Origin of the sequence: Amycolatopsis sp. La24, assembly GCF_029087445.1 — a bacterium.
Taxonomy (GTDB): Bacteria; Actinomycetota; Actinomycetes; order Mycobacteriales; family Pseudonocardiaceae; genus Amycolatopsis; species Amycolatopsis nivea.
This window is the reverse complement of the sequence record NZ_JARACH010000075.1, coordinates 21624-42871: the sequence shown is the minus strand read 5'-3', so window position 1 is coordinate 42871 and position 21248 is coordinate 21624. Positions and strand designations below refer to the sequence as shown.

Here is a 21248-nt window from a genome sequence, read left to right as displayed (position 1 = left end):
GTGGGGTTAGCGCCCCAATGTGGCATTGGGTGCGTGGGACGCACCGAACGCCGCATTGGGTGCGTCAGATGCACCCAATGCCGCATTGGGGCGCATCCCGGGTGGCGGGGCGGGGGTGGTCCGTGAAGGGCTCCTTGAGGGAATCCAGGTCCGTGAAGGGGCCCCTCACTGACGGGCGGCTGGCGGGTCGGGGTGTGGGAGTGGGAGTGCAGGCAACAGGCATTTCACTGCGGCCTGGGCACACTCATCCCTAGGCTTGGGTATCGTCGACTCCCAGCCAGACTGAACCGCATCCCGGGGAATGATGACCGACCAGCCGAACGCTAATTCTGATCAGTCCGGTGCCGTCGGAACGGACCGGTTGGGGCCTCGGCCGCTTGAGCGGCCCGCGGTCGACCAGCAGCAGGCGGCTGTCTTCGGGCGGCCGCACGGGGTCGAGGGGGCGTTCGACAAGCTTTACACCCCTGCGCCCAACGGGAACGGGCAGAAGCTCAATCTCGCGCCGCCTACGCCGGAGTCGCTGGCGGAGGCGTTCAGCCGTCCCGCGGGGGCTGAGGGAGTGCGGCTGCAGCGGCCGCTCGAGGCTTCCGGTGAGAACGGCACTTCCGAAGATCCGTTGTGGACTGACGCCAGCGATCCGTGGCGGGATCCGGCGGCCGGGGCGGTGTTGGCTGGGCCTGCGGTCGCTCCGGAGGAGGACGAGGCCGAGAAGCCGAAGCTGCCCAAGGGTGCGCAGTTGAGCTTGCCCGAGGTGTTGTTCGGGCGGCGGGTGCAGCCGAAGGCGTTGGCGCTGCTGGGGGTCGTCGCGCTGGTGATCGGCGCGGTGGGCGGGCTGGTCGGCTGGTGGGTCGCGGACACAGGGTCCGCGTTGACCGGCAGCGCCACGATTTCCGAGGCGGAGGCGGCCAAGGAGCGGCCGCCGGGGTCGCTCGCGGACATCGCGCGGCGGGTGTCGCCCGCGGTGGTTTCGCTGGAGGTCGTTAAGCCTGGCGCGGACAGCGGCGAGCAGGGCTCCGGCGTGGTGATCGATCCGCAGGGGTACGTGCTGACCAACGAGCACGTGGTCGCGACGGCGGTCGGCGACGCGGCTACGAAGATCACCGCGGTGTTCAACGACGGGACGCGCACCGAGGCCAAGATCGTGGGCGCGGATCAGAAGACCGACCTCGCCGTGGTGAAGGTCAACGTGACCAACCCGGTCGTGATGCAGGTCGGGAAGTCGTCGGATCTGCAGGTCGGGGACGCGGTGATCGCGGTCGGCTCGCCGCTCGCGCTGCAGAACTCGATCACCGCGGGCATCGTCAGCGCGCTCGACCGGCCGGTCACCGCAGGCGGCGACAACGGGGCGGCTCCGGTCACCTATTCGGCCATCCAGACCGACGCGGCGATCAACCACGGCAACTCGGGCGGTGCGCTTGTCGACTCGACCGGGGCGCTGGTCGGGATCAACTCCGCGATCCGCTCGTCCAGCTCCGACGGCGGCAGCATCGGCATCGGGTTCGCCATTCCCAGCGACTACGCGATCAAGATCGCCAAGGCGCTGATCAAGGACGGCAAGGTCAAGCATGCCGACATCGGGATCAACGCGGCCTCGACGGTCGCCGGCTCGACCACGATGGGCGCGCAGGTGCGCAACGTCGCCCCGGGCGGACCGGCGGCGTCGGCGGGGATCAAGGAAGGCGACGTGATCACCAAGGTCGGCGACCACGTCGTGCGCGACTCCGCAGAGCTGACCGTCGCGGTGCGCAGCCACGATCCGGGCCAGGTTGTCCCGGTGCAACTGGCCCGCGACGGCGCGCTGCTGGTGGTGGACGTCACGCTGGGGTCGGACTGACATCCGTTCTTAAGCTCCCGTGCGACGTTCGGGCCTGCCAGGACGAGAACAGGCCCGGGTAGTCTTGGGCGGGGCAGCACCGAGCGGAGGTTTCACGGGTGTTCGACAGTGTCGGCTGGGGCGAGATCCTCGTGATCATCATCGCGGGGCTTTTCATCCTCGGACCCGAACGGCTGCCCGAAGCGGCGGCCTGGATGGCGAGGAGCGTCCGCAAGGCCCGCGACTTCGCGACCGGCGCGCGCGAGCAGCTGCGCGAGGAAATGGGCCCCGAGTTCGACCAGTTGCGGAAGCCCTTGGAAGACCTGCGTGGCCTGCGCAACCTCGACCCGAAGCGGGTTGTCGCGCAGCATCTGTTCGACGGGGATTCGGATCCGCTGGGGTTGAACGGGTTCAAGAACGAGCTGAACGGGTCGAACGGGAACGGCTCCAACGGTGCTCCGACGATCAAGCCGCAGACCGCGTTGCCGCAGCCGGAGCCGTTGAAGCCGGGTGAGCGTCCGCCGGTGGATCCGGACGCGACCTGATTTCTCGTACGACCAGCCGGGCGACGCGCTGATCAGGCTGGGTAGCCTCAGGGCATCAGCTCAACCGACCCTGGAGGTTCCCGATATGTCACGCCGTGCGGCTGCGCTGGCCGGAACGATCGCTGCGGCCGCCTTCGCCGTCGCCGGGTGCAGTGCCGACGACGAGCCCAGCACCAAGGCGCCCGCCACCTACACTTCGGTGCCCGCCCCGGCGATGCCGTCTTCTTCGGCCCCGTCGAACGCTCCGTCGAGCGCTCCCGGGAACGGCAGTGCCACCGGTGAGCAGCCGAACGTCAAGCGCGGCGCGCAGACCGGCGAGGCGGGCGTCGACGTGCTGGTCACCGTCGCCTACCAGGGCGGGAAGGTCACGCCGCCGGCTGAGGTCGTCGACGTCAAGGTCGGCAACAAGGTGAAGATCCTCGTGTCGTCCGACCAGCCGCAGAACATCGACGTCCAGGACCTGCCGGACAAGTCGGGCGACGTGTCCGCGAAGAAGCCCGAGGACATCGACTGGACCGTGAGCAAGCCGGGCGACACCAAGGTGACGCTCCGCGAGTCCGGTGCCCTCCTGGTGACGATCCACGCGTCCTAAAAAGCACAAAAAAGAGGCGTGCACCTGGATCAGGTGCACGCCTCTTTGCTGAGCAGGATCAGCGTCCGGCGGGGCTGACGTTCAGCATCATCCCGGCCAGCCCGCGCGCCCGGACCGACAGCTGCTTCGCCGCGTCCTTCAGCACCAGCGCCGCCGGTGCCTCCGGATCGGACAGCACGATCGGCGTGCCCTCGTCGCCCTGTTCGCGCAGCCGCGGGTCCAGCGGGACCTGGCCCAGCAGCGGCACCGTGGAGCCCACCGACTTCGACAGCGAATCCGCCACCGTCTGGCCGCCGCCCGCGCCGAAGACCTCGATGCGTTCGCCGGTCGGGGTTTCCAGCCACGACATGTTCTCGATCACGCCCGCGACGCGCTGCCGCGTCTGCATCGCGATCGCGCCCGCGCGCTCGGCCACCTCGGCGGCGGCCTGCTGCGGCGTGGTCACCACGAGGATTTCCGCGTTCGGGATCAGCTGCGCCACCGAAATCGCGATGTCGCCGGTGCCCGGCGGCAGGTCCAGCAGCAGGATGTCCAGGTCGCCCCAGAACACGTCGGCCAGGAACTGCTGCAGCGCGCGGTGCAGCATCGGGCCACGCCACACGACCGGGGTGTTGCCCGGGGTGAACATGCCGATCGAGATGACCTTCACGCCGTGCGCCTGCGGCGGCATGATCATCGTGTCGACCTTCGTCGGCTTCTCGCGCGCGCCCAGCATGCGCGGCACCGAGTGGCCGTAGATGTCCGCGTCCACCACGCCGACCGACAGGCCGCGCTCGGCCATCGCCACGGCGAGGTTCACCGTCACCGACGATTTGCCCACGCCGCCCTTGCCGGACGCCACGCAGTACACCCGCGTCATCGAACCCGGCTGCGCGAACGGGATCACCGGCTCCGCCGCGTCGCCGCGCAGCGATTTGCGCAGCTCAGTGCGCTGCTCGTCGCTCATCACGTCCAGCTCGACCTTGACGTCGGCGACGCCGTCGAGCTTCGAGACGGCCTTCTTGGTGTCCGCGGTCAGCGTCGCCTTCAGCGGACAGCCCGCGACCGTGAGGTAAATCCCGACGGTGACCAGCCCGTCGTCACCGACCGCCACGTCCTTGACCATGCCGAGGTCGGTGATCGGTTTTTTGATTTCCGGGTCGTACACGTCCTTCAGCGCGGTGCGGACGTCGTCGACGCTGGGGAGCTGCTGTGTACCAGTCACGCTTCCATCGTACGTACTGCCCAGTTCAGCTTTGCTTGGCCTTGCGCGGCTTGGAGTCCACGTCGAGATCGTCGCGCAGCCGGTCGAGCTCGCTGCGCAGGTAGTCGCGGGTCGCGACCTCGCCGACCGCCAGCCGCAGCGCCGCCAGTTCGCGGGCGAGGTACTCGGTGTCCGCCTTGGTCTGCGCGGCGCGCGTGCGGTCCTCTTCCAGCGACACCCGGTCCCGGTCGTCCTGGCGGTTCTGCGCGAGCAGGATCAGCGGCGCGGCATACGCGGCCTGCGTCGAGAACGCCAGGTTGAGCAGGATGAACGGGTACGGGTCCCACCGCAGCGACACCGCGACCAGGTTCAGCACGATCCAGACGACCACGATCAGCGTCTGCCAGAACAGGTACTTCCCGGTGCCGAGGAACCGCGCGATCCGCTCGGTGAACCGGCCGAAGGTGTCCGGGTCGATGTTCAGCCGCAGACGGGCCTGGCTGCGCGGCTGGTCGAGCCTGCGGCCGGTCCTGAGTTCAGGCACGTTCGGCCTCCTCCAGATCAGCGCCGTCGGCGCCATCGGTGACGTCGTGCAGCCCGGTTTCGCGCCAGTCGTCGGGCAGCAGATGGTCGAGCACGTCGTCGACGGTGACGGCGCCGAGCAGGTGGTCCTCGGCGTCGACGACCGGGCCGCAAGCCAGGTTGTACGCCGCGAAATACCGGGTGACCTCGGACAGCGTCGCTTGCGGGCGCAACGCGGTGAGGTCGGTGTCCACCGCGCTGGCCACCAGTTCGGCGGGCGGTTCGCGCAGCAGCCGCTGGAAGTGCACGACGCCGACGAACCGGCCGGTCGGCGTCTCGGTCGGCGGACGGCACACGAACACCATGCTGGCGAGCGCGGCGGGGAGTTCGGCGTTGCGGATGTGCGCCAGCGCCTCGGCGATCGTCGCGTCCGGCGTCAGCACCACCGGTTCCGGCGTCATCAGACCGCCCGCGGTGTCCGACGAATACGCCAGCAGCCGTTTGACCGGCGCGGATTCCTCCGGCTCCATCAGTTCCAGCAGCCTGCTCTGCTCGGCGGGCGCGAGTTCGGCGAGCAGGTCGGCGGCGTCGTCCGGGTTCATCGCCTCGAGGATGTCCGCGGCGCGTTCCTCGGCGAGGTAGGACAGCAGTTCCTTCTGGTCGTCCTCGGGAAGCTCCTCGATGACGTCCGCGAGCCGTTCGTCGTCCATCGCGTCGGCGACTTCGTGCCTGCGCTTCATCGGCAGGTCGCGCAGGGTCGCGGCCACGTCGACCGCACGCATCGTGTCGAACAGCATCAGCAGCTGGCCCGCGCCTTGCGGCTGTCCGGCGAGGTCGGTGAGCCCGAGCCCGGCGACCTCGTTCCACGGCAGCACCTGCATCGCGGTGCGCCGCCTGCTCAGGGACAGCCGGGTCGGCCGTTCGCGGACGGCGAGTTTCGCCAGCACCCAGTCCCGGGTGCGGGTCGGCTCCATCGCCGCGTCGACCACGGTCACCCGGGTGTCCGCGCCGGTGAGCGTCGCGTGCGCGTCGAGAAGCTGGCCGCACACCAGCACCTCGTTGGGCCGCTGGTGGAAATGCCGCATGTTGACCGAACCCGTGGCCAGCGTCACGGCGTTCGGTTCGATCGAGGTGACCCGCAGCATGGGCACGAACACCCGCCGCCGGGTCGCCAGCTCCACGACCATGCCGAGGATCCGCGGCGGCTGCTGGTCCAGCCGCAGCCCGGCGACCACGTCGCGGACCTTGCCGATCGACTCCCCGTCGGGCCCGAACACCGGCAGACCCGCGAGCTGTGCTGCGTAAACCCGGTTTGTGCCTGCCATGGCGCCGACACTATCGGCTGGCGCCCGAGTGCGCTCGTGCCGCGACTCGGCGAATTCTCAGCCTGCCATGGCCCACCGGGTGAGCGTGGGCAGCGCGTCCGCGGACGGGCCGTCGTCATCCTCGGGCAATCCGCCGAAATCGACCAGATCCTGGGCGTGCCACAGCCTGTTCTGCACCGCCCGGACGAGCGTCCAGGCCTTGGCGCGGTCGCGGTCCAGCCCGCTCGCGGCGAGCTTCGAGTCCAGTGTGGATTCACTGAACCGGTTCCACAGCAACGAAAGCACGCCGTACTCGAGGTCGCCGGCGAGCGGCTTCGGGTCGATCACCAGCCACGGCTCGCGAATGCCGGACAGCACGTTCTCGTAGTGCAGATCCTCGTTCACCAGTGCGTTTCCGGCTTCCGGGCCGAGGTCACGGCAGACCTCGAGCGCCGCGTCCAGCTCTCGGCGGGGGAGCGGTTCGGCCAGCTCCCGCCACGATTTGGGCAGTTCTTCGAGCAGTTCCTCCGCGACCGCGGACAACGTGCGGGTGAGCTCGGCGGGCGCGGGCACGGCGAGCCGCCGGGCGAGTTCGCTCATGATCTCGACGGCGGGCAGCAGCGGTTCGTCCTCCAGCGTCCGGCTGTCGTCGAGGCGTTCCAGCAGCATCACGCCGTCCTCGGGCGCGGATTCGAGCAGCAGCACCGATCCTCGACCGGCCCATGTGGACAGTGCGAGCGGCTCGTCGCGCGATTCTTCCTCCACCCAGCCGAGTTTCAGCACGACGCGGGAACCGTCCGCGCGCCGGGCGGGCTGGACGACGCCGACGTAGCCGTGCCGGGCGGTGTCCTCGAACTCCAGCCCCCACTTCCGGGCGTACCGCTGCGCGAGCGCGGGCAGCGAGGCGAGCCACGGGACGGCTTCCGGACCGAGCACCTTGGGGGCGCGTTCAGCGAAGACGGGCGGGATCTCCAAAACGGTCACAACGCCCATCCTGGTCGGGCGCGCAAACCGTTTCCGGGGCTGTTTCGCGCGCGTACAGTGAACGGATAGGGGTTTGGCGAACCCGGGAGCTGCCATGATCGTCGAGATTGTCAGCGCGGTGGTCGTCGCGGGCGGGGTGTGGCTCGCCTCCGCGGTGCGCGTGGTCAAACAGTACGAACGCGGGCTGGTGTTCCGGTTCGGCCGGGTGCGGCCGGAGGTCCGGGATCCCGGGCTGGCGCTGCTGCTGCCGATAGCCGACCGCATGCAGAAGGTGAACATGCAGGTCGTGACGCTGCCGGTACCCGCGCAGGACGGGATCACCCGCGACAACGTCACCGTCCGGGTGGACGCGGTCGTGTACTTCAAGGTGATCGACCCGGTGCTGGCCGCGGTCCACGTGCAGGACTACCGGTCGGCGATCGGCCAGGTCGCGCAGACGTCGCTGCGGTCCATCATCGGCAAGAGCGACCTGGACGACCTGCTGTCGAACCGCGAACGGCTCAACGAGGGCCTCGAGCTGATGATCGACAGCCCGGCGCTCGACTGGGGCATCCACATCGACCGGGTCGAGATCAAGGACGTCGCGCTGCCGGAGTCGATGAAACGCTCGATGTCGCGCCAGGCGGAGGCCGAACGCGAACGCCGTGCCCGGGTCATCTCGGCGGACGGCGAGCTGCAGGCGTCGCACAAGCTCGCCCAGGCCGCCGCGACGATGGCGGACACCCCGGCGGCCCTGCAGTTGCGGCTGCTGGAGACCGTGGTGCAGGTGTCGGCGGAGAAGAACTCGACGCTGGTGCTGCCGTTCCCGGTGGAGTTGCTGCGGTTCCTGGACGCGCGGACCGACCCCGCGGCACCGGCCGCGAAACCGCCGGAGCCGCGAGCACCGTCGGCGTCGGAAGCGGCCGGCAACGGACAGGTCGCGCCGCCCGCGAGCGAGGCGAGCGACGTGCCGGATCAGCGGTCGAGGTAGCCGTTCATGCCGAGGACCAGCAGCGTCACGAAGAAACTGCCCCACAGCGCGGCCGTGACGTAGCCGACCACGACGGCCGACAACGCCATCGTGCGGCCGCCTGCCTCGTTGCGGTTGGCCTTGGCCAGCGCGACGTGCCCCATCACGATGCCGGGGATCGCGAGAACGCAGGTCACCAGGCCGAGCACGGAACACACCAGCGCGCCGGTCGCGAGCCCGCTGTCGCTGGTGTTCGGGTACGGCCGGTAGGCACCGCCGTACGGAGGCGGAGCCGGGAAGCCCTGGTACGCGGGCGGCGGCGCGAACGGATCCGGTTGCGCCGCAACGGGATACGGGGTCGCGGGTGGTTCCGCGGCGGCAGCCGGCTGCTCACCGGGCAGCACCGCGACCGGGCCGGGATCGGGTGCGGTCCAGCCCGGCGGCGGGACGGGCGAGTCGGTCTCCGCGGTGGACGACACGGCGTCCGCCGGAGCCTCGTACGGCGTGGGATCGGCGGTGGCCGGCGGCTCGTACGGAGCGGGGTCCGCGGTCGGCGGCGGCTCGTACGGCACCGGATCGCGGTCGGACGGGGTGGTCATCGGGGCTCCCTCACGGTGCCGGGTTCGGAGGACGACGCTACCGGGTTTCGCGGCGGCATCAGCCGAAAACGCCGGACTGGACCAGCGCGCGCACGACCAGCGGGACGGCGATGCCCCAGACGATCAGCGCGGCGTAGCCGATCACGAACCCCGCGACCGCCAGCGCGCCGCCGGTGCCGCGGCCGCGCCGGGCCCGGTAGAACGCGACGTGGCCCATCACGATCCCCGCGATGGCCATCGGCCCGCACACCACGAACCCGGCGATCGAGCAGATCAGGGACCCGATCGCGAGCCCAGCGCCGGGCGCCGGACCCCGCGGCGGATAGGGCTGGTGCTCGTACGACGGGTGCTCGTAGCTGTCGCGGCCAGCAGGCTCTTCGCTGCCCTCGCTCATCGGGATCCTTCGCGGTTTCGGGTGGATCAGCACCTTATCCGCACCTTAACGGGGGAAACCGGGGCCGGGCGTGAGCACCCTCATAGCCGCTCGGGCGCGAACCAGTCATACTCCCCGGTAACCCAGCGCCGGGAGCCGGCGTCGCCGCCGAAGGGAGCCCAGAGATGGCCCGTCTTGCCCGGACCGCCGGCCTGACCGATGTACAGCAGGAGATTCTGTCCACGGTGCGCTCGTTCGTGGACAAGGAGATCATCCCGCACGCGCAGGCGCTGGAGCACGCGGACGAGTACCCGGCGGAGATCGTCGAGGGCATGAAGGAAATGGGCCTGTTCGGGCTCACCATCCCGGAGGAGTACGGCGGCCTGGGCGAGTCGCTGCTGACTTATGCGCTGGTGGTGGAGGAGATCGCGCGGGGCTGGATGAGCGTGTCCGGCGTGATCAACACGCACTTCATCGTGGCGCACATGATCAAGCAGCACGGGACGCCGGAGCAGAAGCAGCATTTCCTGCCCCGGATGGCGACCGGCGAGGTCCGCGGGTCGTTCTCGATGTCCGAGCCGGACCTCGGGTCGGACGTCGCGGCGATCAAGACCCGGGCGCGGCGCGACGGCGACGACTACGTGATCGACGGCGCGAAGATGTGGCTGACCAACGGCGGCTCCTCCAACCTGATCGCCTTGTTGGTGAAGACCGACGAGGGTGCGGAGAAGGCGCATCAGAACCTGACGACGTTCCTGGTCGAGAAGCCCTCCGGGTTCGGAGAGGTGCTTCCCGGGCTGACGATCCCGGGCAAGATCGACAAAATGGGCTACAAGGGCGTCGACACCACCGAAGCGGTGTTCGACGGCTTCACAATCGGCGCGGACAAGGTGCTGGGGGAGGCGCCGGGCAAGGGCTTCTCGTACATGATGGACGGCGTCGAGGTCGGCCGGGTGAACGTGGCCGCGCGGGCGTGCGGGATCGCGATCCGGTCGTTCGAGCTGGCGATCGCGTATGCGCAGCAGCGGTCGACGTTCGGCAAGCCGATCGCGCAGCACCAGGCGATCGCGTTCAAGCTCGCCGAGATGGCGACGAAGGTCGAGGCCGCGCACCTGATGATGGTGAACGCGGCCCGGTTGAAGGATTCCGGCGCCCGCAACGACGTCGAGGCGGGGATGGCGAAGCTGATCGCCAGCGAGTACTGCGCCGAGGTGACCCAGGAAGCGTTCCGGATCCACGGCGGCTACGGCTACTCGAAGGAATACGAGATCGAGCGCCTGATGCGCGAGGCCCCGTTCCTGCTGATCGGCGAGGGCACCAGCGAAATCCAGAAAACCATCATCAGCCGCGGCCTCCTGCGGGATTACAAAGCCTGACCCGCGCTTCGCCGGAGTTCGCGCGCTCCGCCGGTTCTTGACAAGATGGAACCCTCGGACCGGACGAGCGCAGGTGATGATGGTGAGCAGTCCCTTTGGTGGCGGCCAGAGCCCGGCCGGGCTGCCGCGGCTCCCGACGCCGCCCACCGGCTGGCCGATCGGGTCGTACTCGACCTACGGCGAAGCGCAGCAGGCGGTCGATTTCCTGGCCGAAAGCGAGTTCGCGGTCACCGACGTGACGATCGTCGGCGTCGACCTGATGCTGGTAGAACGCGTCATCGGACGGCTGTCGTGGGGCCGCGTGCTCGCCGCGGGCGCGATGTCGGGCGCGTGGTTCGGCCTGTTCGCCGGGCTGCTGCTGGGGATGTTCGTCAACCAGGGCGGATTCACGCTGCAACTGCTGACCGGGCTGGTGCTGGGCGTGCTGTCCGGGCTGGCGTTCTCCGCGATCGGTTACCGCACGTCGCGCGGGCGTCGGGATTTCTCGTCTGCGAGTCAGCTTGTGGCTGGTCGGTATGACGTGCTGTGCCAGCCGCGCAGTGCGGAGCAGGGTCGGGAGTTGCTGGCGAAGCTGGCGTTGCGTCCGCCGCCTGCGACTGCCTGAACTCGCGAGACCGGCCCAGTGCCTTCCCTCGCCCGCCACCGCATAACTACCCACGGGACTTTTTCACCCGTCCTTCCGATGGTTCGCGCGCACCTGGCTGAATCGTTACCGACCCTGCTTGCGGCCGGTGATCGCCGGGCATAGGTTGACCGACACCGGTTGGCCGGTCGTGTCCTCCAGCGCGGCCTGCCGGCAACTGGCACGTCGGGGTGCTGGCTCGGGTCCGCCTCGTCGCGGCGTGCTGTCTGGGGGCGGCGCCGGACGGTGCCGTGTGCACATGGCGAGGAGGCTTGAATGGGGAAGAAACGGCCCAGCGGAAAGAAACGAGGACCTGCCCGCGCGGCGGCGCTGCTCGCCGCGGGCTTGGCGGGCAGCGGCCTGATAGCGGGCTGCGGATCGGCTTCCGGGACGACGATCAACGTCTACTACTCCCCGGAAGACCATTTCCAGACGGTCGTCGACAACTGCAACAAGACCGCCGCCGGGCGGTACCGGATCGTCTACAACAAGCTGCAGCGCGGCTCGGACGACCAGCGGATCCAGATGGCGCGCCGGCTCGCCGCGGGCGACACGTCGATGGACGTGCTCGGCCTCGACGTCACCTGGGTTTCGGAGTTCGCCGAGGCGGGCTGGGTCGACGAGTGGACCGGGCAGAACAAGGCGGCCGCGTCCGAGGGCGTGCTCAAGGGGCCGCTGGAAACCGCGACGTATCAAGGAAAGCTCTACGCCGCGCCGAAGAACACCAACGTGCAGTTGCTCTGGTACGACGACCGCCTCACCCCGACCCCGCCGAAGACGTGGGACGAGATGATGCAGATGTCGCAGCGGCTCAAGAGCGAGCACAAACCGTATTCGGTCGTGTTCACCGGCGCGCAGTACGAGGGCCTGGTCGTCATCTACAACACGCTGGTCGAATCGCTCGGCGGGCACATCCTGTCCGACGACGGGAAATCCGTCGTGATGGACGAGGGCGCGGTGCAGGCGCTGGAGCTGCTGAAGAAGGTCACGTCGTCGGGCATCACCGACCCGTCGCTGACGAACCAGAAGGAGGACGACGTCCGGCGGACCTTCCAGGGCGGCGGCGCCGCGTTCGAGCTCAACTGGCCGTTCGTTTACGCCTCCTACGCCGAGGAAAAGCCGCAGGACCTGTCGCACTTCAAGTGGGCGGTGTATCCGCAGGCGAAGGCGGGCATTCCGTCGAAGAGCACGATCGGCGGGTTCGATCTCGCGGTGAGCGCCTTCTCGCAGCACAAGCCCGAGGCGTACGAAGCGGCGTTGTGCCTGCGCAGCAAGGAAAACCAGAAGGTGTCCGCGATCAACGACGGCGTGCCGCCGACGATCGAGTCGGTGTACCACGACGACACCCCGCTGGATCCTTCGAAGCCGGCGTCGGCGGACAACCCGAACATGGCCGAGAAGTACCCGATGCGCGACTCCATTCTGTCGGCGCTGAAAACCGCCGCGGTACGGCCGCTCACGCCGGTCTACCAGAACCTGTCCACGGTGATGTCGAAAATCCTTTCCCCGCCCTCGGCGATCGATCCGCAGACGACCGCGCAGAAACTGCGGGAACAGCTCGATGACGCGCTCCAGTCGAAGGGAGTGATCCCGTGACCGTCCAGGATCCCGCCGCCGCCACCAAGGAAGCGGCGCACCGCAAGGGAAAGCCCGAGCTCTCCGAGGGCAAGAAGGCGGAACGGCGGCTCGGGCTGTGGTTGTGCGCGCCCGCGTTCCTCGTGATGATCGCGGTGACCGGATACCCGATCGTCTATTCGGTCTGGCTTTCGCTGCAGCGTTACGACCTGCGGTTCCCGGCGAAGCACGAGTTCATCGGCTTCGACAACTACGCCGCGGTGCTCACGAATTCCTACTGGTGGACCGCGTTCGGCACCACGATGTTCCTCACCGTCGTGTCGGTGGCGATCGAGTTCGTGCTCGGCATGGGCCTCGCGCTGATCATGCACCGCACGCTCGTCGGCCGCGGACTGGTGCGCACCGTCGCGCTGATCCCGTACGGCATCGTCACCGTGGTGGCCGCGTTCTCGTGGTATTTCGCGTGGACGCCCAAAACCGGCTACCTGGCGAACGCGCTGGGCGAGGGCGTCGCGCCGCTCACCGACCAGTGGCCGTCGCTGTTCATCATCATTCTCGCCGAGGTGTGGAAGACGACGCCGTTCATGGCGCTGCTGCTGATGGCCGGGCTGGCGCTGGTGCCCGACGACCTGCTGAAGGCCGCGGCGATGGACGGCGCGACCGCGTGGCAGCGGTTTACCAAGGTGATGCTGCCGGTGATGAAACCGGCGATTCTCGTCGCGCTGCTGTTCCGCACGCTCGACGCGTTCCGCATTTTCGACAACATTTACGTGCTCACCGGCGGCGCGCAGGACACCGGATCGGTGTCCATGCAGACCTACGACAACCTGGTCAAGGGGCTCAACCTCGGGATCGGCTCCACGATGGCGGTGCTGATCTTCATCACGGTGGCGATCATCGCGTTCCTCTTCATCAAGGTGTTCGGCACCGCCGCGCCCGGCACGGACGACGGGGGGAAGCGCTGATGGCTATCGGAGGTGCGGCCACCACGGGCCGCAAGGTCGGCTGGGGCCTGCTGGACATCCTGGTGCTGGTGTTCGCGATCGTCCCGGTGCTGTGGGTGCTTTCGCTGTCGTTCAAGACGAAAGCGACGCTTACCGACGGCAATTTCATCCCGGTGGAATGGACGCTCAAGAACTACGCGGACATCTTCCAGACCACGGAGTTCCTGCGCGCGCTGGTGAACTCGATCGGCATCGCGGTGATCTCCACGGTCATCGCGGTGGTGCTGGGCACGATGGCCGCGTACGCGATCGCCCGGCTGGATTTCCCCGGGAAACAGGTGCTGGTGGGGCTTTCCCTGCTGATCGCGATGTTCCCGCAGGTATCGCTCGTCACCCCGCTGTTCAACATCGAGCGCGGGCTCGGCCTTTTCGACACCTGGCCAGGGCTGATCCTGCCCTACATCACGTTCGCGCTGCCGCTGTCGATCTACACGCTGTCCGCGTTCTTCCGGGAAATCCCGTGGGAACTGGAAAAGGCGGCGAAAATGGACGGCGCGACGCCGGCACAGGCGTTCCGGAAGGTGATCGCGCCGCTGGCCGCGCCGGGCGTGTTCACCACGGCGATCCTGGTGTTCATCCTCTGCTGGAACGACTTCCTGTTCGCCATCTCGCTGACGTCCACCGAGTCGTCGCGCACGGTGCCGGCGGCGTTGTCGTTCTTCACCGGGTCCTCGCAGTTCGAGGACCCGACCGGCCAGGTGTGTGCGGCCGCGGTCGTCATCACGGTGCCGATCATCCTGTTCGTGTTGTTCTTCCAGCGTCGCATCGTGGCGGGGCTGACGTCCGGTGCGGTGAAGGGCTGACCCATGGCTGAAATCGTTCTCGACAAGGTTTCCAAGCGCTACCCCGACGGTGCGCTCGCGGTGTCCGAAGTGGACATCACGATCGCCGACGGCGAGTTCATCATCCTCGTCGGCCCGTCCGGCTGCGGGAAGTCGACCACGCTCAACATGGTCGCCGGGCTGGAGGACATCTCCTCCGGCGAACTGCGCATCGACGGCAAGCGGGTCAACGAGAAAGCTCCGAAGGACCGGGACATCGCGATGGTGTTCCAGTCGTACGCGCTGTACCCGCACATGAGCGTGCGGGAGAACATGGCGTTCCCGCTGCGGCTGGCCAAAGTGGACGACAAGATCGTCCGGTCCAAAGTGGAGGAAGCGGCGCAGATCCTCGACCTGACCCAGCATCTCGACCGCAAACCGGCCAACCTGTCCGGCGGGCAGCGGCAGCGGGTGGCGATGGGCAGGGCGATCGTCCGCAACCCCAAGGCGTTCCTGATGGACGAGCCGCTGTCCAACCTGGACGCCAAACTGCGCGGCCAGATGCGGACGTCGGTGTCGAAGATCCAGAAGCAGCTCGGCACGACCACGCTGTACGTCACGCACGACCAGACCGAGGCGATGACCCTCGGCGACCGCGTCGTGGTGCTGCGGGCCGGGTACGTGCAGCAGATCGGTTCGCCGCAGTTCCTTTACGACAACCCGGCGAACCTGTTCGTGGCCGGGTTCATCGGCTCCCCGTCGATGAACTTCGTTCCCGCGACGCTGGAAAACGGCGAGCTGCGCAGTTCGCTGGGCACGACCCCGCTGACCGACCGGATCCGCCGGATGGCCGAGGCGGCGAACGCCCCGCGCGAGGTGATCATGGGCATCCGCCCGGAGCACTTCGAGGACGCCGCCCTGGTCGAATCGGGCCGGGAGGGCGCGACGTTCACCGCGCACGTGGACGTCCTGGAGTCGATGGGTTCGGAGAAGTTCGCGCACTTCACCGTGGACGGCGAAGCCGCGACCTCGGCCGAACTGGCGGAACTGGCCGCGGACAGCGGTTCGGCCGACGTCCCCGGCGCGGAATCGCTGATCGTGGCCCGCCTGTCGGCCGAATCGGCGGCCGCGGAGAACCAGGACCTGCAGATGTGGTTCGACGCGGACAAGGTGAAGCTCTTCGACCCGTCCGACGGCCGGAACGTCACCTACTCCGACTGAGCCGCCGGTCCGTGAAGGACTCCTTGAGGGAATCAGATTCCGTCAAGGAGCCCTTCACGGGATGCGCGAAAAGATCGTGGCAGCAGCGGTGCGGGCGGCGGGGCAAGCAGCTTCCCCGCCTGCGCCGCTGGTGTCGACCACGCTCACCGTCGCCTGCTCCGCGCGTCCCGGAGTGGCCGGGGAGGGCTGCACCGTCCGGACGCGGCAGAACGCTCCGTCGGCCGCCACCCGCGCGGTCCGGTTGCCGAGCGTTTCCGACGGCCCCGCCGGAGCCTGCCGCACCACCGCGAACTCCAGGCTCACCTTGTCGAGGATGCAGGAATGCCCGGCGAACCCGGCCGTCGCGTCGGCACCCTGCGCCCCGGACGCGCTGAGGATCGCGCAGGAATCCACCCGCCCCCACGACCGGTCCGGCAACTGCGGATGCCGCACCCGGTTGCCGGTCACCGCGTCCAGCACCCCGCCGACCACGTCGTCCGCCGCGGTGCACCGATCCTCCGCACTGCCGCTGTCGTCCTTGTCCGTGATCGAGACAGCAAGCCGAACCCCGTCGGCGAACGTGACGGCCCGCCCGCACGTCCGCGGGGGCACGAACCCGGCCTGTTGCACCGAAACCCCGTCCGGCACCTGACCCGGGTACGCGTAAGCCTGCACATTGGGATCGCGATCAGCGGCGAGCGGCCCGATGGTGACCGTCCGGGGCCGCCCGGCCTGCACGAAGTCCGCCTGGCAAGCGGTGAACGAGGAATCCGGTGTGTCGGCAGTGCTGTTCTTGAGCCGCTTCGGGTCGAGCAGGCTGCAGTAGTCGAGCGTGGCGAAGTCCCCGAGCGCCGAGATCGCGGTCAAGGGCACCGGTGTGGACTGCGTCGGCGCCGTCGTCGGGGCAGATTCCGCGGAACATCCGGCCGCTGCGGCGAGAAGCACCGAACAGCCGACTGCGAGGACTCCGAGTGGGTTACGCACGGGGTGCAGTATCACCGTGAGTGGCGAAAAATCCAGCCCCCGCCGGGAAATCCCACACTTCGCTGCGTCATCACCGCTGGTCGGGCGGTTTCGCCGGAAACGGGAGAGTTCGAACGCTCCGCGGAATGGGCGGCTGGCACACCGCCGGCCAAATGGGATCGAGCACCTCTGACGCACCTCTGCTGTCGATGTCTGCGAGGGGAACCCCGAGGGAATCTGATTCCGTCAGGGTGGCCCTCACGGACGTTAGTGCCCCGACCGCTAGTAACCCGCCGCATACCGCGCTGCCGAGAAACCTCATGGGGGACGGGTTGTGGCGCGGTCGGCAGGAACGTGGCCCGGGCTGTCGTTTCCGGGAAGGGCCGCCGGCCAGTCCCCGACTCCGGTCAAGCCGAGGGCTGACCTGCGAGTTCCCGCCCCGACCCCGACTTCTCCCCACCGCCGCGCCCCAACCCCTTAGGGGTCCAGATCGTCCCCCGGAGCGATGTGCCCGGACGCCGGACGTGGTGACATGGAGATACGAACCCAAACGGGAGGGGAACACGATGACCGCACCTGTCACTCGCCGGTTGAGCCGGCCGCGGGAGGGGCGCATGATCGGCGGCGTCTGCGCCGGGCTCGCCCGTCGCTTCGGGACCACGCCGGGCAAGGTCCGGGTGCTCGCGCTGCTGTCGTGCCTGCTTCCGGGGCCGCAGTTCGTCGCGTACCTGATCCTCTGGGCCATCATCCCCAACGACTGAGCAGACCCTCGAGCTCGATCGGCCCCCTCCCGCCGCCAGACGGGAGGGGGCCCTTCTCATTTCCGCTCGGCGGAAAACCGCTCCCAGGCCGATTGCCGCGTCACCCCGAGCGCCTCGCCGATCCGCGCCCACGCCACTCCGCGCGTCCGCAGCAGGTCCACCTGTTCCTGGATCCGCGCGTCCGTCTGCGCGCTGACCTTCGCCATCCGCGGGATGCTCTCCAGGATCTCCTCGTCCGTCTTCCGCTCCCACAGCGTCACCTCGGGCGTTCCCGGCTCGTGCTTCCCGGCCAGGATCTGTTCGCACAATCCGACGCAGCCGTCGCAGATGTAGACGCCGGAGCCGGCGATCAGCTTGGCCACCTCGTCGGCCGGTTTGAGGCAGAACGAGCAGTACGAAGTCATCGGCAACCTCCTAGTGTCAGGATCATCCTGACACGTCAGGAGTGGCCTGACAAGTCACTGCTGGGCGCGCAGCGTCTCGATGACCTCCTCGTCCCAGCGATGCGTCCGGATCAGCCGGTACCGCTCGCACGCGACCCACAGGTACGCCTCGGCCTCGGTGCGGTCGCCGATCAGATCCGCTTGCCGCAGCATCGCCACCACCGGCGTGAATTCCTCGTCGAACCAGCGTTGCGCGACGGTCGCGCGGTCGGTGAACCGGCCTTCGTCCTGCATGAGCCGAAAACCCCACGCTTCGACGTGCTCGCCGAGTTGCGCGTAGTTCCACGGATCCGTCATCAGCACCGACGCGCGAGCATGGCCGGACAGCGGGACTCGTTCCAGGAACAGCCGCCGGTAGTCCTTCACGATCAGGTCGCCGCGATACCGGATGCCGCTCGGGTCCAGTTTGGTGCGCACGACCGTCACCGAAGCTTCTATTGTGGACAGTCCTTGCGCCAGCGCGACCGAAACCCGGTGGTGGCCGTCGATGATGAAGTGCAGCTCGCCGATCCGGTACACCTCGATCGGCGGGATCGCTTCGCCGCGGCGGGCGGCCAGTGCGAGCCGTTCCCAGCGTTGCCGGACGCGGGCGGACGTCGGGCGGAAGCGGCGGTCGAAATCGCGGCTCCGGTCGACGGTGCCGACGATCGAGTCCAAAGTGATCACTCGCGTCCCGATCCGCGTCTCGCTGACGTAACCGAGCGCCTGCACCACTTCGTGGAACGGCAGCATGATGTTGACGTCGTCGGGTTCGCGGCGCAGCCACGTGGAAAGCCGCGACAGCACCTGCCTGCGGCGGGCGCGCAGGAAGTCGTTTTCGGCGTCGGCACGCGGGAAACCGGTCGGTCGGGTCATCGCGGGAACTCCATCACCTGATAGCCCACCACATTGCGGATCCGGGTACGGCCTGCCACGCGATCGGGCACCGGTTCGCCGTGCGGGTGGATGTGTCCGTGCAGCAGCCACTGCGGCCGCAGGGTGTCGATCGTTCGGTGCAGACAGGTGAAACCTTGGTGCGGCGGGTCTTCGCGATCGCCGAGATGCCGCGGCGGCGAATGCGTCAGCAGGATGTCGATTCCGTTGCCGTCGCGCCATTTCCGCCAGCGGAACCGGCGCTCCAGCCGCCGGGCCCGGCGCGCCTGCTGCCGCTGCGTCCACTGATTCGGGCCGTCGCGGTAGCGGATCGAACCGCCGAGCCCGGCGATGCGGAGCCCGGCGACGTCGACGATCCGGCCGTCGGCGTTGATCCCGCCTGCCGGGCCCGGCCATTCGGTCGGGAAACCGTCCTTCATGGACAGTCCGCCGTAGCGGGTGAAGCCGCTCAGGTCCGGGTCGTGATTGCCGGGGACGAACACGCACGGCACGTCGAGCATGCCGGCGAGGAACTCGAGATACGCGAACGGCAGATCGCCGGCGGCGACGACGAGGTCGACCCGCAGCGAGCGGACCGCGGAGGTCCACAGCCGCTCGTCGGCCTCGTCGGCCACCACCAGCGCTTTCGGCATGCGCCAAGGTTACGGCGCACGCGGCGTCACTTCATGCCGTGCGCGAACCCGGGGTTGAGCGCGATCATCGCGACGATGCCGACGATCCAGACGAGGCAGAGGGCGAGAGCCCAGAACTTGAGGTTGGACAGCAACCGGGACATGACGAGACAAACCTCCTGCGACCGGGGGAAGAAAAGGGGACCGCGAGGGCGGCTACAGCCAGCCGTTCTTCCGGAATATTCGGTACAGCAGCAGACAGATCGCGAGAATGATCGTGACCACGATCGGATAGCCGAACTGCCAGTGCAGTTCGGGCATGTAGTCGAAGTTCATGCCGTAGATGCCCGCGACCATCGTGGGCACCGTGATGATCGCCGCCCACGCGGTGATCTTGCGCATGTCGGTGTTCTGCTGCAGCGAGATCTTCGCGACCGTCGCGTCGACCAGGGTGCTGAGCAGTTCGTCGAACGCCGCCACGCGTTCGGACACGGTGGCGAGGTGGTCGGCGACGTCGCGGAAATACGAGCGGACCTCGTCGGGCACCAGCCGCGTGTAGCCCTCGGCGAGCCGCGACACCGGCGTGGCGAGCGGGACCACCGCGCGCCGCAGTTCCAGCACTTCCCGCTTCATCAGGTAGATCTGCTCGGCGCTCACCGACGAACGCGGCGCGAACACCTGCGCCTCGATCTCGTCGATGTCCGCCTCGATCCGGCTGGTGACCTCCAGGTAGTGGTCGACCACGTGGTCGGCGATGGCGTGCACGACCCCCGCCGCGCCGAGGGCGAGCCGCTCCGGGTCGTCGTCGAGGTCGCGGCGCAGCCGGGCGAGCCCGGAGTGGTTGCCGTGCCGGACGGTGATCACGAAATCGCGGCCGAGGAACACCATCAGCTCGCCGGTTTCCACGATCTCGTTCGCCGTGGTCGGCGACTGGTGCTCGACGTAACGGACAGTCTTGAGCACCAGGAACAGCGTGTCGTCGTAGCGCTCCAGCTTCGGCCGCTGATGCGCCTCCAGCGCGTCCTCGACCGCCAGTTCGTGCAGGCCGAAGGTGTCCGCGATGCCCTGGATCTGGTCGGAATCGGGCTCGTGCAAGCCGATCCAGACGAAACCCGCGTGGCGCTTGCGCACCTCGCGGATCGCCTCGGCGTGCGTCCAGCGCCCGGGCAGCCGCTTGCCGTCGACATACACCGCGCAATCGACGACATAGGCCGACAGCGGCACCGGGATCGGCCGGTCGAGATTGGCCTTGGCCCGGTTGTTGCCGCGGCCGCGAAGGCCGCCTAGCGAGGGAATGGCAGGCATGGGTTCTCCTGGGCAGGCGTCGTGAAGCACGAAGACGACGGCCAGGCGGACTGCGGGGGTCCGTCCGGCGGCACCGTGAGTTCCCGGACGCGGGCCTACCAGGAAGGGGAAAGGCCGGCCGGCGAGGCGGGAACACTGGGCAAAGCTGCGCGGCGCAGCCGCACCGTTGAGGGCGGGGGTGGGGCGGCAGCCGGGCTACTAGGGAGCGGACTATCACCACTGCTCATGAGCGGTTCCTCACCTCCTTTCGGCCGGGACACGCCAGGGCGTGCGAAGTGGCAGGGGTCGCGTTGACGCGCGATCACCGATGGTCGAGGGTACTCCTCACCACGGATACGTGTCGCACCTGGTTCGGCAGGTGTTACCCGGACAGGAGGCGCAAGCGTGCAATTCGGCCGGTATTACGAGGAGTTCGAGGTCGGCGCGGTCTACAAGCACTGGCCCGGCAAGACCGTCACCGAATACGACGACCATCTGTTCTGCCTGATCACGATGAACCACCACCCGCTGCACCTGGACGCGCACTACGCGGGCGAGACGACCGATTTCGGCAAGAACGTCGTGGTCGGCAACTACATCTACTCGCTGCTGCTCGGCATGTCGGTGCCCGACGTGTCCGGGAAGGCCATCGCGAACCTCGAGGTCGAATCGCTCAAGCACGTCAAGCCGACGTTCCACGGCGACACGATCTACGGCGAGACCGAGGTGCTCGACAAGACCCCGTCGAAGTCCAAGGACGACCGGGGAGTGGTGTACGTCGAGACGCGAGGGTACAAACAGGACGGCACCATCGTGTGCATTTTCCGGCGCAAAGTGATGGTGCCGAAGCGGTCCTACGGCGACACCCGCGGCGGGGAGCAGCCCGGCCGTCCGACGCCGCACGAGTGATC

Annotated in this window: 23 protein-coding genes; 12 read left to right on the top strand and 11 right to left on the bottom strand. The window is 68.5% G+C overall.

Going from position 1 to position 21248, the window contains the following annotated elements; translation table 11 throughout:
• Positions 1 to 304: 304 nt before the first annotated feature.
• The 3 genes from PUT80_RS40740 to PUT80_RS40730 all read left to right on the top strand — a co-directional run bounded on the left by PUT80_RS40740 (position 305) and on the right by PUT80_RS40730 (position 2950).
• Positions 305 to 1834 (top strand): trypsin-like peptidase domain-containing protein, encoded by a 1530-nt coding sequence (locus tag PUT80_RS40740; protein WP_275295322.1) that lies wholly within the window; start codon positions 305 to 307, stop codon positions 1832 to 1834.
• 98 nt (positions 1835 to 1932) lie between these two features.
• The gene (gene tatB / locus PUT80_RS40735) at positions 1933 to 2358 is read left to right on the top strand and encodes a Sec-independent protein translocase protein TatB (RefSeq protein WP_275295321.1); all 426 of its coding nucleotides are present in this window, start codon (positions 1933 to 1935) and stop codon (positions 2356 to 2358) included.
• 85 nt (positions 2359 to 2443) lie between these two features.
• A complete protein-coding gene (locus tag PUT80_RS40730; RefSeq protein ID WP_037815913.1) occupies positions 2444 to 2950 on the top strand; it encodes a hypothetical protein in 507 nt (168 codons plus the stop codon).
• Between the two features lie 58 nt (positions 2951 to 3008).
• Here PUT80_RS40730 and PUT80_RS40725 read toward each other — a convergent pair whose 3' ends face one another.
• The 4 genes from PUT80_RS40725 to PUT80_RS40710 are packed head-to-tail and all read right to left on the bottom strand — an operon-like array spanning position 3009 to position 6943.
• A complete protein-coding gene (locus tag PUT80_RS40725) occupies positions 3009 to 4154 on the bottom strand; it encodes an Mrp/NBP35 family ATP-binding protein (protein ID WP_275295320.1) in 1146 nt (381 codons plus the stop codon).
• A gap of 25 nt (positions 4155 to 4179) precedes the next feature.
• The gene (locus PUT80_RS40720; protein ID WP_037815909.1) at positions 4180 to 4677 is read right to left on the bottom strand and encodes a DUF1003 domain-containing protein; all 498 of its coding nucleotides are present in this window, start codon (positions 4675 to 4677) and stop codon (positions 4180 to 4182) included.
• Positions 4670 to 5980, bottom strand: coding sequence for a CBS domain-containing protein (locus tag PUT80_RS40715; RefSeq protein ID WP_037815906.1), 1311 nt, complete (start codon positions 5978 to 5980; stop codon positions 4670 to 4672). Before PUT80_RS40715 ends, PUT80_RS40720 begins: the two co-directional genes overlap by 8 nt.
• Before the next feature lie 57 nt (positions 5981 to 6037).
• Positions 6038 to 6943, bottom strand: a complete 906-nt coding sequence (locus PUT80_RS40710; RefSeq protein ID WP_275295319.1) for an aminoglycoside phosphotransferase family protein — start codon at positions 6941 to 6943, stop codon at positions 6038 to 6040.
• A gap of 94 nt (positions 6944 to 7037) precedes the next feature.
• On the opposite strand from PUT80_RS40710, the gene PUT80_RS40705 reads away from it, so the two are divergent.
• Positions 7038 to 7913, top strand: a complete 876-nt coding sequence (locus tag PUT80_RS40705; protein ID WP_275295318.1) for a slipin family protein — start codon at positions 7038 to 7040, stop codon at positions 7911 to 7913.
• On the opposite strand, the gene PUT80_RS40700 is transcribed toward PUT80_RS40705, so the two are convergent.
• Together PUT80_RS40700 and PUT80_RS40695 are read right to left on the bottom strand one after the other, a co-directional pair.
• Positions 7898 to 8491: a DUF4190 domain-containing protein gene (locus PUT80_RS40700; RefSeq protein ID WP_134734419.1), complete on the bottom strand. Its 594-nt coding sequence runs from the start codon at positions 8489 to 8491 to the stop codon at positions 7898 to 7900. The two genes, PUT80_RS40705 and PUT80_RS40700, sit on opposite strands and share 16 nt — an antisense overlap.
• Positions 8492 to 8549: 58 nt before the next feature.
• Positions 8550 to 8885, bottom strand: a complete 336-nt coding sequence (locus PUT80_RS40695; RefSeq protein WP_275295317.1) for a DUF4190 domain-containing protein — start codon at positions 8883 to 8885, stop codon at positions 8550 to 8552.
• 164 nt (positions 8886 to 9049) lie between these two features.
• On the opposite strand from PUT80_RS40695, the gene PUT80_RS40690 reads away from it, so the two are divergent.
• The 6 genes from PUT80_RS40690 (at position 9050) to ugpC (ending at position 15423) form a co-directional block, all read left to right on the top strand.
• On the top strand, positions 9050 to 10240 hold the full coding sequence (locus PUT80_RS40690; protein ID WP_275295316.1) for an acyl-CoA dehydrogenase family protein: 1191 nt from the start codon (positions 9050 to 9052) through the stop codon (positions 10238 to 10240).
• A gap of 76 nt (positions 10241 to 10316) precedes the next feature.
• Entirely contained in the window at positions 10317 to 10844 is a 528-nt protein-coding gene (locus PUT80_RS40685; protein ID WP_037815899.1) for a general stress protein, read from the top strand.
• A gap of 294 nt (positions 10845 to 11138) precedes the next feature.
• A complete protein-coding gene (locus PUT80_RS40680) occupies positions 11139 to 12458 on the top strand; it encodes an ABC transporter substrate-binding protein (RefSeq protein WP_275295315.1) in 1320 nt (439 codons plus the stop codon).
• Entirely contained in the window at positions 12455 to 13402 is a 948-nt protein-coding gene (locus PUT80_RS40675) for a sugar ABC transporter permease (RefSeq protein WP_037815896.1), read from the top strand. The genes PUT80_RS40680 and PUT80_RS40675 overlap by 4 nt, the downstream gene beginning before the upstream one ends.
• Positions 13402 to 14244 (top strand): carbohydrate ABC transporter permease, encoded by an 843-nt coding sequence (locus PUT80_RS40670; RefSeq protein ID WP_134668966.1) that lies wholly within the window; start codon positions 13402 to 13404, stop codon positions 14242 to 14244. The genes PUT80_RS40675 and PUT80_RS40670 overlap by 1 nt, the downstream gene beginning before the upstream one ends.
• A gap of 3 nt (positions 14245 to 14247) precedes the next feature.
• On the top strand, positions 14248 to 15423 hold the full coding sequence (gene ugpC, locus PUT80_RS40665) for a sn-glycerol-3-phosphate ABC transporter ATP-binding protein UgpC (protein ID WP_134668964.1): 1176 nt from the start codon (positions 14248 to 14250) through the stop codon (positions 15421 to 15423).
• A gap of 54 nt (positions 15424 to 15477) precedes the next feature.
• On the opposite strand, the gene PUT80_RS40660 is transcribed toward ugpC, so the two are convergent.
• Positions 15478 to 16386: a hypothetical protein gene (locus PUT80_RS40660; RefSeq protein ID WP_205673480.1), complete on the bottom strand. Its 909-nt coding sequence runs from the start codon at positions 16384 to 16386 to the stop codon at positions 15478 to 15480.
• A 545-nt stretch (positions 16387 to 16931) separates the two neighbouring features.
• Between PUT80_RS40660 and PUT80_RS40655 the strand changes: the two genes are divergently transcribed.
• On the top strand, positions 16932 to 17126 hold the full coding sequence (locus tag PUT80_RS40655) for a PspC domain-containing protein (RefSeq protein WP_051172855.1): 195 nt from the start codon (positions 16932 to 16934) through the stop codon (positions 17124 to 17126).
• A 56-nt stretch (positions 17127 to 17182) separates the two neighbouring features.
• On the opposite strand, the gene PUT80_RS40650 is transcribed toward PUT80_RS40655, so the two are convergent.
• The 4 genes from PUT80_RS40650 to corA all read right to left on the bottom strand — a co-directional run bounded on the left by PUT80_RS40650 (position 17183) and on the right by corA (position 20358).
• The gene (locus tag PUT80_RS40650) at positions 17183 to 17530 is read right to left on the bottom strand and encodes a ClpX C4-type zinc finger protein (RefSeq protein ID WP_275295314.1); all 348 of its coding nucleotides are present in this window, start codon (positions 17528 to 17530) and stop codon (positions 17183 to 17185) included.
• A 54-nt stretch (positions 17531 to 17584) separates the two neighbouring features.
• Positions 17585 to 18424 (bottom strand): chromosome partitioning protein ParB, encoded by an 840-nt coding sequence (locus tag PUT80_RS40645; RefSeq protein ID WP_275295313.1) that lies wholly within the window; start codon positions 18422 to 18424, stop codon positions 17585 to 17587.
• Entirely contained in the window at positions 18421 to 19074 is a 654-nt protein-coding gene (locus PUT80_RS40640; RefSeq protein WP_043836938.1) for a metallophosphoesterase, read from the bottom strand. Before PUT80_RS40640 ends, PUT80_RS40645 begins: the two co-directional genes overlap by 4 nt.
• A gap of 195 nt (positions 19075 to 19269) precedes the next feature.
• A complete protein-coding gene (gene corA / locus PUT80_RS40635) occupies positions 19270 to 20358 on the bottom strand; it encodes a magnesium/cobalt transporter CorA (protein WP_275295312.1) in 1089 nt (362 codons plus the stop codon).
• Between the two features lie 384 nt (positions 20359 to 20742).
• Here corA and PUT80_RS40630 point away from each other — a divergent pair, with 384 nt between their 5' ends.
• Positions 20743 to 21246, top strand: coding sequence for a MaoC family dehydratase (locus PUT80_RS40630; protein ID WP_037815874.1), 504 nt, complete (start codon positions 20743 to 20745; stop codon positions 21244 to 21246).
• Positions 21247 to 21248 lie beyond the last annotated feature (2 nt).

What these genes read in the sequence shown, in the direction of transcription:
- ugpC (WP_134668964.1), top strand. Translation starts at nt 14,248, where the DNA reads ATGGCTGAAATCGTTCTCGACAAGGTTTCCAAGCGCTACCCCGACGGT.
- PUT80_RS40715 (WP_037815906.1), bottom strand. Translation starts at nt 5,980, where the DNA reads ATGGCAGGCACAAACCGGGTTTACGCAGCACAGCTCGCGGGTCTGCCG.
- PUT80_RS40740 (WP_275295322.1), top strand. Translation starts at nt 305, where the DNA reads ATGACCGACCAGCCGAACGCTAATTCTGATCAGTCCGGTGCCGTCGGA.
- PUT80_RS40650 (WP_275295314.1), bottom strand. Translation starts at nt 17,530, where the DNA reads ATGACTTCGTACTGCTCGTTCTGCCTCAAACCGGCCGACGAGGTGGCC.
- PUT80_RS40670 (WP_134668966.1), top strand. Translation starts at nt 13,402, where the DNA reads ATGGCTATCGGAGGTGCGGCCACCACGGGCCGCAAGGTCGGCTGGGGC.
- corA (WP_275295312.1), bottom strand. Translation starts at nt 20,358, where the DNA reads ATGCCTGCCATTCCCTCGCTAGGCGGCCTTCGCGGCCGCGGCAACAAC.
- PUT80_RS40685 (WP_037815899.1), top strand. Translation starts at nt 10,317, where the DNA reads ATGATGGTGAGCAGTCCCTTTGGTGGCGGCCAGAGCCCGGCCGGGCTG.
- PUT80_RS40700 (WP_134734419.1), bottom strand. Translation starts at nt 8,491, where the DNA reads ATGACCACCCCGTCCGACCGCGATCCGGTGCCGTACGAGCCGCCGCCG.
- PUT80_RS40690 (WP_275295316.1), top strand. Translation starts at nt 9,050, where the DNA reads ATGGCCCGTCTTGCCCGGACCGCCGGCCTGACCGATGTACAGCAGGAG.
- PUT80_RS40655 (WP_051172855.1), top strand. Translation starts at nt 16,932, where the DNA reads ATGACCGCACCTGTCACTCGCCGGTTGAGCCGGCCGCGGGAGGGGCGC.
- PUT80_RS40705 (WP_275295318.1), top strand. Translation starts at nt 7,038, where the DNA reads ATGATCGTCGAGATTGTCAGCGCGGTGGTCGTCGCGGGCGGGGTGTGG.
- PUT80_RS40730 (WP_037815913.1), top strand. Translation starts at nt 2,444, where the DNA reads ATGTCACGCCGTGCGGCTGCGCTGGCCGGAACGATCGCTGCGGCCGCC.
- PUT80_RS40645 (WP_275295313.1), bottom strand. Translation starts at nt 18,424, where the DNA reads ATGACCCGACCGACCGGTTTCCCGCGTGCCGACGCCGAAAACGACTTC.
- PUT80_RS40640 (WP_043836938.1), bottom strand. Translation starts at nt 19,074, where the DNA reads ATGCCGAAAGCGCTGGTGGTGGCCGACGAGGCCGACGAGCGGCTGTGG.
- PUT80_RS40680 (WP_275295315.1), top strand. Translation starts at nt 11,139, where the DNA reads ATGGGGAAGAAACGGCCCAGCGGAAAGAAACGAGGACCTGCCCGCGCG.
- PUT80_RS40695 (WP_275295317.1), bottom strand. Translation starts at nt 8,885, where the DNA reads ATGAGCGAGGGCAGCGAAGAGCCTGCTGGCCGCGACAGCTACGAGCAC.